An 11628-nucleotide genomic window follows, 5' to 3' on the forward strand; every position below is an offset into this window, starting at 1 on the left:
CCCCGATCGACGTACGTGTGCGTACGGAGCTAGCCCGCCGCCGCCACCGTCCTCGCCGCCTTCTTGAGCTCGACCTCGCGGCGGCGTCTGCGGGCGAGGACCACGCGGCGCTCGGCCGCGGTCAGGCCGCCCCACACCCCGTACGGCTCCGGCTGGAGCAGGGCGTGCTCGCGGCACTCGACCATCACCGGGCAGCGGGCGCAGACCCGCTTGGCCGCTTCCTCGCGCGACAGGCGCGCGGCGGTGGGTTCCTTGGATGGGGCGAAGAACAGTCCCGCCTCGTCGCGCCTGCACACGGCCTCCGTGTGCCATGGTGCGTCCTGGTCCCGGTCCCCCACGGGCACCCGCTGCGGCGGGACAGCGGCGACCTGCAGGGACTGATGCGGCGGATGCAGCACGGTCTACTCCTGACGACGGCTTACGACGGCTTTCGCGAGCGAGAGACGATGCAGCAAGCTCTACCCGCTGTGTCGACGCCTATGCACTGAGTTCCGAAGAGCGGAAGTGCCCGTACGCGCAAGGGAGTTCGCCGTGGGTGCGGCCGGGGGCCGGACGGCCGGTCAGTCCAGGTGCTTGCGCAAACGCTTGTCGACGTACCGGCCGACGTACTTGTGCAGATCCGCGATGATCCTGCCGCGTCTGGGGCGGGCCTCGATGCTGCCGAGGACCGCGACGCCGTCGACGTGGACGACGGGCGCCTGCGGGTCGGCGGCCTCCAGCGTGTCCACCTCGAAGCTGCCGAGGACGCCGCCGCCGCTGCCGCGCAGCGAGATGTTCTCCGGGACGCGGATGTCGACGCTGCCGAAGATCGAGACGGCGCGGATGGAGACCTCCTGGTGCTCGAAGATCGCCTCGCTGAGGTCGATCTCGACGCTCCCGAAGATCGCGTACGCCTGCATACGGCGGCCCACGCGCCAGCGGCCCTTGCGGGTGGCGCCGCTGAACACCGCCACCAGGTTCTCGCCCGGGCCCGCCGGGATTGTGCCGGGCGCGGGGCGGCCCGGCGCCGGGGCGGCGGGGCGCGGGGCGTGTGCGCCGGGCAGGTCACGGACCAGCGGCTCCAGTTCGCCCACGGTCTTGGCGCGGTAGACGCCCTCGACCCGCTCGGCGTGCTCGTCCGCGTCGAGCCGGCCCTCGGCCAGCGCTTCGCGCAGGATGTCGGCGATGCGGTCGCGGTCGGCGTCCGAGGCACGCAGATCGGTCGGGTCCGCCGCGGGGGCGCTCGGCTGGGGGCGCTTGGAGAGGTCCACGGCAGCAGCGTACCCAAACGCGATAGATCGCGACTAGGGGGCGTGGGCCCGGGATCCCCGCGAACTGAGCCTTACCTCACAGCGGCGCGCTCGTCACCAGGTTCTACGCTGGTTGGCGCTGCCAACGAATGCCAGCCGCTGTCTGTCGAGTGAGGAATGGGCGAGATGCCTGAGTTCGCGTACACCGATCTGCTCCCCCAGGGCGAGGACACCACCCCGTACCGCCTTGTGACCTCGGAGGGTGTCTCCACCGCCGAGGGGCCGGACGGCCGTACGTTCCTGAAGGTGGAGCCGGAGGCGCTGCGCAAGCTCGCCGAGGAGGCCATCCACGACATCCAGCACTACCTGCGCCCGGCCCACCTCGCGCAGCTCCGCCGCATCGTGGACGACCCGGAGGCGTCGAGCAACGACAAGTTCGTCGCGCTCGACCTGCTGAAGAACGCGAACATCGCGGCGGCGGGCGTGCTTCCGATGTGCCAGGACACCGGCACGGCGATCGTCATGGGCAAGCGCGGCCAGAACGTCCTCACCGAGGGCGAGGACGAGAAGGCGCTCTCCAAGGGCATCTACGACGCCTACCAGAACCTGAACCTGCGCTACTCGCAGATGGCCCCGCTGACCATGTGGGACGAGAAGAACACCGGCTCGAACCTGCCCGCGCAGATCGAGCTGTACGCGACCGACGGCGGCGCCTACAAGTTCCTCTTCATGGCGAAGGGCGGCGGCTCGGCCAACAAGTCGTTCCTGTACCAGGAGACGAAGGCCGTCCTGAACGAGTCCTCCATGATGAAGTTCCTGGAGGAGAAGATCCGCTCGCTGGGCACGGCCGCCTGCCCGCCGTACCACCTGGCGATCGTCGTCGGCGGCACCTCCGCCGAGTACGCGCTGAAGACCGCGAAGTACGCCTCCGCGCACTACCTGGACAACGTGCCCTCCGAGGGCTCCGAGCTCGGTCACGGCTTCCGCGACAAGGACCTTGAGGAGAAGGTCTTCGAGCTGACGCAGAAGATCGGCATCGGCGCGCAGTTCGGCGGCAAGTACTTCTGCCACGACGTGCGCGTGGTGCGTCTGCCCCGGCACGGTGCCTCCTGCCCCGTCGCCATCGCCGTCTCCTGCTCGGCCGACCGCCAGGCCGTCGCGAAGATCACCGCCGAGGGCGTCTTCCTTGAGCAGTTGGAGACGGACCCGGCGCGCTTCCTGCCCGAGACGACCGACGAGCACCTCGACGAGGGCGACGTCGTCAAGGTCGACCTCAACCAGCCGATGGACGCCATCCTCGCCGAGCTGACCAAGTACCCGGTGAAGACCCGCCTCTCCCTGACCGGCCCCCTGGTCGTGGCCCGTGACATCGCGCACGCCAAGATCAAGGAGCGTCTGGACGCGGGCGAGGAGATGCCGCAGTACCTGAAGGACCACCCGGTGTACTACGCGGGCCCGGCCAAGACGCCGGAAGGGTACGCGTCCGGTTCGTTCGGTCCGACGACGGCCGGCCGCATGGACTCCTACGTCGAGCAGTTCCAGGCCGCGGGCGGCTCGAAGGTGATGCTCGCCAAGGGCAACCGCTCGCAGCAGGTCACCGACGCCTGCGGCACCCACGGCGGCTTCTACCTCGGCTCGATCGGCGGCCCGGCCGCGCGCCTGGCGCAGGACTGCATCAAGAAGGTCGAGGTCGTCGAGTACGAGGAGCTCGGCATGGAGGCGGTCTGGAAGATCGAGGTCGAGGACTTCCCGGCGTTCATCGTCGTCGACGACAAGGGCAACGACTTCTTCCAGGACCCGGCGCCCGAGCCGACGTTCACGCACATCCCGGTGCGCGGCCCCGGCATGGCCTGACCACGCGCGCGTGCCCGCCGGACGGGCTGAATCGAACGGCCCGTCCGGCGGTCTCGCGGCGTTTCTGCGGGAACACCCGCGCTCTTCCCCGTGCTGTACGAGGTATGAGCGACTACCGGATCGAACACGACTCCATGGGCGAGGTGCGGGTCCCCGCCGACGCGAAGTGGCGGGCGCAGACCCAGCGCGCCGTGGAGAACTTCCCCGTCTCGGGGCAGCGTATCGAGCGCGCCCACATCGAGGCCCTCGCCCGGATCAAGGCGGCGGCGGCGAAGGTCAACGCGGAGCTCGGCGTCCTCGACAAGGACATCGCCGAGGCGGTCGCGGACGCGGCGGCGGAGGTCGCGGAGGGCCGCTGGGACGACCAGTTCCCGGTGGACGTTTTTCAGACAGGATCCGGCACCTCGTCCAACATGAACACCAACGAGGTGCTCGCCACGCTCGCCACCGAGCGCCTCGGCCGTGACGTCCACCCGAACGACCACGTCAACGCCTCGCAGTCGTCCAACGACGTCTTCCCGTCCTCGATCCACATCGCGGCCACGGCCGCCGTCACCCATGACCTGATCCCCGCCCTGGAGCACCTCGCCGCCTCCTTCGAGCGCAAGGCGGAGGAGTTCGCCGACGTCGTGAAGTCCGGGCGTACGCACCTGATGGACGCGACGCCGGTCACGCTCGGCCAGGAGTTCGGCGGCTACGCGGCGCAGGTCCGCTACGGCGTCGAGCGGCTGAGGTCCGCTCTGCCCCGGCTGGCCGAACTGCCGCTCGGCGGCACGGCGGTGGGCACCGGCATCAACACGCCGCCCGGGTTCCCGGCCGCGGTGATCGCCGAGGTCGCCCGCGCCACGGGGCTGCCGCTCACCGAGGCCCGCGACCACTTCGAGGCGCAGGGCGCGCGTGACGGCATCGTGGAGACCAGCGGGCAGTTGCGGACCATCGCCGTCGGCCTGACGAAGATCGCCAACGATCTGCGGTGGGCGGCGTCGGGCCCGCGCACCGGGCTCGCCGAGATCAACCTGCCGGATCTGCAACCCGGTTCGTCGATCATGCCGGGCAAGGTCAACCCCGTCATCCCCGAGGCGACGCTGATGGTCGCCGCGCAGGTCATCGGCAATGACGCGACGGTGGCGACGGCGGGCGCGGCCGGCAACTTCGAGCTGAACGTGATGCTCCCGGTCATCGCCAAGAACGTCCTGGAGTCGATCCGGCTCCTCGCCAACGTCTCCCGGCTCCTCGCCGACCGCACCGTCGACGGCATCACCGCCAACCGCGAACGGGCCCGCGAGTACGCCGAGTCCTCCCCGTCCGTCGTCACGCCGCTCAACAAGTACATCGGCTACGAGGAGGCCGCCAAGGTCGCCAAGAAGTCGCTCGCGGAGCGCAAGACGATCCGTGAGGTCGTCCTGGAGAACGGCTATGTGGAGCGCGGTGATCTGACGGAGGAACAGCTCGACGAGGCGCTCGACGTCCTGCGCATGACGCGCCCGTGACGCATGGGGCGCCAGAGGCGTACGAGGCGGCCGGATGACGGATTCGTGACCTGTGCCGCAGCGTCGTATGCCGACGGCACCTAATATCTGCGCATGACAGACAACGGCCGGACCGGCGGCGGAGAAGGCGGGCGATGGGCGCCCGGGGAGCAGATCCTGTGGCGCTACCGCGCCAACGGGGGCGACGGCTTCCACATCTGCCGCCCGGTCACGGTCGTACGGGACACCGACGACCTGCTCGCCGTGTGGATGGCGCCCGGCACCGAGTGCGTGAAGCCCGTGATGGCCAGCGGCACCCCGGTCCACCGCGAGCCGCTCGCCACCCGCTACACCAAGCCGCGCGCCCTGCGCCGCGACCACTGGAGCGGCGCGGGCGTCCTCAAGCTGGCCCGGCCCGGCGAGCCCTGGTCGGTGTGGCTGTTCTGGGAGCCCGACTGGACCTTCCGGAACTGGTACGTGAACCTGGAGGAGCCCCGGACCCGCTGGTCCGGCGGCGTCGACTCCGAGGACCACTTCCTCGACCTGTCGGTCTATCAGGACCGCAGCTGGCGCTGGCACGACGAGGACGAGTTCGCGCAGGCGCAGGCCGCGGGCCTGATGAGCGCGGAGCAGGCCGCCGGGGTACGGGACGCGGGGCGCCGCGCCATCGAGGTGATCGAGCGCTGGGGGCCGCCGTTCTCCGACGACTGGCAGCACTGGCGGCCCGACCCGTCGTGGCCGGTCCCCGCGCTGCCCGCCGACTGGGACCGTACGCCCGCGCACGTGTCGTCATGAGACCCTTGATGCGCCCCCATGGGGGAAACGTAGGATCGTCCTCCGCAAGAGCGCACAGCGACGCGAAGAAGAGCACAAAAACCGTCTTCGACAGCAACTCTTCGCGTATTCAACAGGTCTGAACGTAAGCAGCAGGTCTGACACGGTGTCGGTGAGGTCGTCGAGGCGGCGGGAGCGTGGACGTGGGTGGAGCGGGCGGGGCCGACATGCCCGGCCGGACCTCGACCGGCCGCTGTCCGCACCCCGGCGCGGACCTGTATGACGCGGAAGTTCCGTTCCCGGAACACCCGATCCGGGTATCGGATTTCCTGCGGGCACAAGCTGTTCCCCAACTGCCGACGCACCGGCCAGTGACACGGCGCGCAGCCCCGGACGGACGGATTCGACACGCGTGACGGAGTACCCGACCTCGCACGAAGGCCGCCACCACGGCACGGCGGCCCGCCCCGCCGATCCCCGCGGGGCCTTCCGGCGTGCCCCCCAGGCCTCCGCGGCCCCCGCCGGTGACGGCGTGCCGCAGCAGCCGTGCCGTGCCCCGGCCGCGACCCCCTCGGCGTCGGCGGACGCGGAGCACACGCAGCCGCACGCGCCGTCGCCCGAGCCGGTGCGCCCCACGGGGCCGCCGGACAGTGGCGAGCGCCGCACCGGGCAGCCGCGCCCCGTCGGGCAGCCCACGCCGATGCGCCGCGACGGCGACCGGCTCCGTTTCGTCGGCGCGGCGACCCGCCGCATCGCGCGCGGCATCGACCTCGACGAGATCGTGATGGGCCTGTGCCGGGCGACGGTGCCGACGTTCTCCGACGCGATACTGGTCTACCTGCGCGAACCGCTGCCGGTCGGCGACGAGCGCCCGACCGGTCCGATGGTGCTCCGCCTGCGCCGCACCGACCGCATCCCCGACGCCGTCGACGACACGGAGACGGACGGCACCAACCCGCCCGCCACCGTCGTCGTGCCGTCCGTCGAACTCGCGCCGGACAGCCTGGAGTTGTGCGAGGTGCGCACCGGCGGCGCGCTCGCCGAGGTGCTGCGCGGGGTGCGGCCCGTCTTCGCGGACTCCCCCGCGGCGCTCTCCGCGCTCCCCGAACTCCTCGGCGGCGACCGGTCGGTGCCGCTCGGGCGGCGCGCGATCCTGGCCCCGCTGCGGGGGCGCCGCCGGGTGATCGGCGCGGCGGTCTTCCTGCGCCATCCGAACCGGGCCGCGTTCGACGGCGACGACCTGCTCGTCGCCGGGCAGTTGGCCACGCACAGCGCGCTCGGCATCGACAAGGCCGTGCTCTACGGGCGCGAGGCGTACATCGCGGACGAGTTGCAGCGCACCATGCTGCCCGAGACGCTGCCCCGCCCGACCGGGGTGCGGCTCGCCTCGCGCTATCTGCCCGCCGCGGAGACCGCGCGCGTGGGCGGCGACTGGTACGACGCGATCCCGCTGCCGGGCAGCCGTGTCGCCCTCGTCGTCGGCGACGTCATGGGCCACTCCATGACCTCCGCCGCGATCATGGGCCAGTTGCGGACGACCGCCCAGACCCTCGCCGGGCTCGACCTGCCGCCGCAGGAGGTCCTGCACCACCTCGACGAACAGGCCCAGCGGCTCGGCACGGACCGCATGGCGACCTGCATGTACGCGGTCTACGACCCGGTCTCGCACCGCATCACCATCGCCAACGCCGGTCATCCGCCGCCGATCATGCTGCACCTCGGCGGCCGTGCCGAGGTGTTGCGCGTACCGCCCGGGGCGCCGATCGGCGTCGGCGGCGTCGACTTCGAGGCCGTCGAACTGGACGCCCCGGCCGGTGCCACGCTGCTGCTCTACACCGACGGCCTGGTCGAATCGCGCCTGCGCGACGTATGGACCGGCATAGAGCAGCTACGGGAACGGCTGGCCGCCACCGCGCAGTTGACCGGACCGGACCACCCGCCGCCGCTCGAAGCCCTCTGCGACGACGTGCTCGACATGCTCGGCCCCGGCGACCGGGACGACGACATCGCGCTGCTCGCCGCCCGCTTCGACGGCATCGCGCCCAGCGACGTCGCGTACTGGTTCCTCGACCCGGAGGACTCCGCGCCCGGCCGCGCCCGCCGCCTCGCCCGCAGCGCGCTCGCCCGCTGGGGCCTGGAGGAGATGACGGACTCCGTCGAGCTGCTCGTCAGCGAGGTCGTCACGAACGCCGTGCGGTACGCGTCCCGGCCCGTGACCCTGCGGCTGCTCCGCACCGACGTGCTGCGCTGCGAGGTCGGCGACGACGTCCCGCAGCTGCCGCGCCAGCGCCAGGCCCGCGCCACCGACGAGGGCGGCCGCGGCCTGTTCCTGGTGAATCGTCTCGCCCGGCGGTGGGGTGCGACGCGGCTCAGCACCGGCAAGGTGGTGTGGTTCGAGCTGGCGCAGCCCTCCGGGGGCTGACCGGTCCACGACGTGAGGGGCGCAGGAAACCCGCGGGTTTCCTGCGCCCCTCATGTCTGCGCGGTCGCGTCCGCTCAGCCCTGCGGGTCCCTGCCGTTGCCGAGGACGTCGCCACCCGGGTTCTCCGGAAGGCCGATGCTCGACGAGGCCGACTCGGAGGGCACCGGCGGGCTGCTCGACGGCGACTGCGACGGCGGGGCGCTCGACGGCGTCTCGGACGGCTTCGTCGGCGTCGACGGCGGCGGCGACGAGGACGAGGCCGGCGGGGAGCTCGGCGGCGCGGAGCTGGTGGGCGGCGTCGTCGGGGTGGCCGGGGCGGTGTAGGTGGGCTCTATGGCCGCGCCCATGTCGGTGTCGAGGTCGAACTTGGCGGAGGTGCTGGAGGAGTTGAAGGTGTACTGGGCCCAGATCTCCGCGGGGAAGCTGCCGCCGTCGACGCGCGGGCGGCCACCGGCCCCTGCCATGGTGACCTGCTGGTTGGCCTCCGGCGTGCCCTGGGCGCCCTCACCGAACAGGCCGACCGAGGTGACCAGGTCCGGGGTGTAGCCGGTGAACCAGGCCGACCGGTTCTTGTCGGAGGTGCCGGTCTTGCCCGCGACCTTCCGGCCGTCGCGCGAGGGGTTGTCGCGGACCGACAGCTTCGCCGTACCGTCGTCGACCACGCCCGTCAGCACCGAGGTGACCGAGTCGGCGGCGCCGCGGCTGATGACCTGCTCGCCGATGGCGCTCTTGAGTTCGATGGGCTGCCCCTGCTTGGTCACCGCCTTGACGATCTGCGGGGTGACCTTCTTGCCGTGGTTGTCGAGGGTCGCGTAGACACCGGCCATCTCCAGCGGGCTCGCGCCCATGGTGCCGAGGGTCTGCGCGTAGTACGGCTTGAGGTCGCTGTCGTCCATGCCGAGCTTCTTGGCCGTGGCCATGACCTGGTCCATGCCGACGTCGGCGCCCATCTGCGCGAAGACGGAGTTGACCGACTTGTTCATCGCGGTCTGGACTGTGACCGGCCCGTAGTCCCGTTGGTCCTCGTTGGGCGGCGCGAAACCGACCTTGGAGCCGTTCTCGACGACCGGCCGCCTGCTGGTGCCGTCGTAGATCGTGCTTGCTTGGATCGTCTGGCCGTCCTGCGTCCTGGCGCTGTTCTCCAGGGCGGCGGCGAGGATGATCGGCTTGAAGGTGGAGGCGGGCTGGTAGTCCGTGCGCGTGGCGTTGTTGCGCCAGTGCTTGCTGATGCCGGCGCCGCCGTACATCGCGACGATCTTCCCGTTCTTCGGGTTGACGGAGACCGCGCCCGCCTGCACCCTCTTGTCCGCCTTGGTGCCCGAACTCAGCTTGGCCGTGAGCTGCTGCTCGACCGCCTTCTCCAGCTGCTTCTGCTTCTTGCGGTCGATGTTGAGGGTGACCGTGTAGCCGCCCCGGTCGAACTGCTCGGAGGTGATGCCGAGGTCCTTCACCGCCTCCTCCTTGGCCGCCTGGTAGAGGTACCCCTCCTGCCCCTGCAGCCCGGCGGCGGCCTTCGGCTCCTTCGGGACCGGGAACTTCAGCTCCTGGCGGTCGCTCTCGGTGATGCGGCCCATGTCGACCATGTTGTTCAGGACGTAGTTCCAGCGCTGCTTGACGAGGCGCTTGCCGGTGTCGGACGCGACCGCCCAGTCGTACTGGTTCGGCGCTTGGAGGAGCGCCGCGAGATACGCGCCCTGCGCGACGTCGAGCTTCTTGGCGTCGACCCCGTAGTAGGCCTGCGCCGCGGCCTGGATGCCCCATGCGCTACGGCCGTAGTAGCTGGTGTTGATGTAACCGGCGAGGATCTCGTCCTTGGACTTCTTGCGGTCGACCTTGAGCGAGATGACCAGTTCCTTCAGCTTGCGCGTGACGGTCTGGTCCTGCGTGAGGTAGTAGTTCTTCACGTACTGCTGGGTGATCGTCGAACCACCCTGCTTGCCCTTGCCGGTGAGCGTGTTCAGGACGCCGCGGGCGGTGCCCTTCAGGTCGACGCCCTTGTCCTTGTAGAACGTCTTGTTCTCGGCGGCGACGAAGGTCTGCTGGACCTCCTTGGGCACCTCGGACAGGTCGACTATCTCGCGGTTGACCTCGCCGGTGCGGGCCATGGTGGTGCCGTCGCTGTACTTGTAGACGTTGCTCTGCGCCTTGGCGTCCGGGTTGCCCTCGGGCACGTCGATCACCATGTAGAGCACCACGAACGCGCCCATGATCAGCAGCACGAGGCCGAAGAGGGCCCCCAGAAGCTTCTTCCAGGTGAAGAAGCGGCGTATGCCCGACGGCCGCGTCGCGCCCTTGCGCGCCTTTCTCGCATCCGCTCGGCCCATGAACCCAGTCGCTCCGCTTCTCGTCCGTACCGCTCGTGATCAGTCGCGTCTTCCATGCACTTCCGTGCTGAATCAGCTCATGAAGCTAACACCGCCACTTAAGGCAAAACCCTGCCCATCCGGTCATTTCCGGACGTGACAATCAGCACCCACCCCATGGGAACCGACGATCCAGCCTCCCCTATGGTTGCCGTACCCGATAAAGTGATATCACTTTGCTAGACGACGCTCGGGGCAACTCCGCCACGAAGCGCCAGCTCAGAGAGGTGGGACTCGCCATGACCGAGACCGACGCCACACCGGACGTACCGAAGATGCCGAAGGCGCGTGTGCGCGAGTTCACGGCGCACAGCATCGGGGGCGGGCTCGCGCTCCTCCTCGGCCTCCTCGGCCTGCTCGTCGGCGCCGGCCTGGTCGTGCTGGGCGGCGCGCTCACCTCGTCCGGCGGCGCGGTGCGGGCAGTCCTGATCACCGTCGGCATCCTCATGGCCGTCGCGTCGTGCATCGCGATGGGCGGCCTCAACATGGTGGCGCCGGGCGAGGCCCGCGTCGTACAGCTCTTCGGCCGCTACCGGGGCACGATCCGCGAGGACGGCCTGCGCTGGGTCAACCCGCTCACCTCACGGACCAAGATCTCGACGCGCGTACGCAACCACGAGACCGCCGTCCTCAAGGTCAACGACGCCTACGGCAACCCCATCGAGCTCGCCGCCGTCGTCGTCTGGAAGGTCGAGGACACCGCGCAGGCCACCTTCGAGGTCGACGACTTCCTGGAGTTCGTCTCCACGCAGACCGAGGCGGCCGTCCGGCACATCGCCATCGAGTACCCCTACGACGCGCACGACGAGGGCGGGCTCTCCCTGCGCGGCAACGCCGAGGAGATCACCGAGAAGCTCGCGGTCGAACTCCACGCGCGCGTGGAGGCGGCCGGCGTGCAGATCATCGAGTCCCGCTTCACGCACCTCGCGTACGCGCCCGAGATCGCGTCGGCCATGCTCCAGCGGCAGCAGGCCGGGGCGGTCGTCGCCGCGCGGCGGCTGATCGTGGACGGGGCGGTCGGCATGGTCGAGGACGCGGTCGCCCGGATCACCCAGCAGGATTTCGTCGCCCTGGACGAGGAGCGCAAGGCGGCGATGGTCAGCAACCTGCTCGTCGTGCTCTGCGGTGACCGCGCGGCGCAGCCGGTCCTCAACACGGGAACGCTCTACCAGTGACCCCGCCACCGCCACCGCCTCCGGCGCGTAAGCAGGTTCTGTTGCGGCTCGACCCGGCGGTGTACGAGGCGCTCGCCCGGTGGGCCGGGGACGAGCTGCGCTCGGCCAACGCCCAGATCGAGTTCCTGCTGCGCCGGGCTCTCGCCGAGGCGGGCCGGCTCCCCGGATCAGCGGGCCCCATCCCCCGGCGGGGTCGCCCGCCCACCAGCTCGGCGGACGACGGCCCGCCCGCGACCGACCGCTGAGTGGGGGCTGGTCGCGCAGTTCCCCGCGCCCCTGAGATGCCCACTGCGTGGGCCATCTCAGGGGCGCGGACATCAGAAGGAGGCGCGGCGTCGCCGC

General features: G+C 70.7%; 9 protein-coding genes. 6 read left to right on the forward strand and 3 right to left on the reverse strand.

All coding sequences use genetic code 11. The annotated features are described in order from the left end of the window. Window positions 1–29: 29 nt before the first annotated feature. Both ABZ877_RS05470 and ABZ877_RS05475 read right to left on the reverse strand, forming a co-directional pair. Window positions 30–398 carry a WhiB family transcriptional regulator gene (locus ABZ877_RS05470; protein WP_361064698.1) on the reverse strand — a complete coding sequence of 123 codons (369 nt, stop codon included), beginning with the start codon at window positions 396–398 and terminating at the stop codon, window positions 30–32. Between the two features lie 162 nt (window positions 399–560). Then, entirely contained in the window at window positions 561–1250 is a 690-nt protein-coding gene (locus ABZ877_RS05475; protein ID WP_361064701.1) for a DUF1707 domain-containing protein, read from the reverse strand. 165 nt (window positions 1251–1415) lie between these two features. On the opposite strand from ABZ877_RS05475, the gene ABZ877_RS05480 reads away from it, so the two are divergent. The 4 genes from ABZ877_RS05480 to ABZ877_RS05495 all read left to right on the forward strand — a co-directional run bounded on the left by ABZ877_RS05480 (window position 1416) and on the right by ABZ877_RS05495 (window position 7748). Then, window positions 1416–3083 carry a fumarate hydratase gene (locus ABZ877_RS05480; RefSeq protein ID WP_361064705.1) on the forward strand — a complete coding sequence of 556 codons (1668 nt, stop codon included), beginning with the start codon at window positions 1416–1418 and terminating at the stop codon, window positions 3081–3083. 104 nt (window positions 3084–3187) lie between these two features. Further along, window positions 3188–4573, forward strand: a complete 1386-nt coding sequence (locus ABZ877_RS05485) for a class II fumarate hydratase (RefSeq protein WP_361064708.1) — start codon at window positions 3188–3190, stop codon at window positions 4571–4573. Window positions 4574–4666: 93 nt separating this feature from the next. After that, entirely contained in the window at window positions 4667–5347 is a 681-nt protein-coding gene (locus ABZ877_RS05490; protein ID WP_361064711.1) for a DUF402 domain-containing protein, read from the forward strand. A 391-nt stretch (window positions 5348–5738) separates the two neighbouring features. Beyond that, window positions 5739–7748: a SpoIIE family protein phosphatase gene (locus tag ABZ877_RS05495; RefSeq protein ID WP_361064714.1), complete on the forward strand. Its 2010-nt coding sequence runs from the start codon at window positions 5739–5741 to the stop codon at window positions 7746–7748. Between the two features lie 74 nt (window positions 7749–7822). On the opposite strand, the gene ABZ877_RS05500 is transcribed toward ABZ877_RS05495, so the two are convergent. Continuing rightward, a complete protein-coding gene (locus ABZ877_RS05500) occupies window positions 7823–10072 on the reverse strand; it encodes a transglycosylase domain-containing protein (protein ID WP_361064717.1) in 2250 nt (749 codons plus the stop codon). A 278-nt stretch (window positions 10073–10350) separates the two neighbouring features. Here ABZ877_RS05500 and ABZ877_RS05505 point away from each other — a divergent pair, with 278 nt between their 5' ends. Together ABZ877_RS05505 and ABZ877_RS05510 are read left to right on the forward strand one after the other, a co-directional pair. Continuing rightward, complete coding sequence (locus ABZ877_RS05505) at window positions 10351–11286, forward strand: SPFH domain-containing protein (protein WP_361064720.1); 936 nt, start codon at window positions 10351–10353, stop codon at window positions 11284–11286. Continuing rightward, window positions 11283–11531, forward strand: coding sequence for a hypothetical protein (locus ABZ877_RS05510; protein WP_361064723.1), 249 nt, complete (start codon window positions 11283–11285; stop codon window positions 11529–11531). Before ABZ877_RS05505 ends, ABZ877_RS05510 begins: the two co-directional genes overlap by 4 nt. Window positions 11532–11628 lie beyond the last annotated feature (97 nt).

This window comes from Streptomyces sp. NPDC046939 (assembly GCF_040644575.1).
GTDB lineage: Bacteria > Actinomycetota > Actinomycetes > Streptomycetales > Streptomycetaceae > Streptomyces.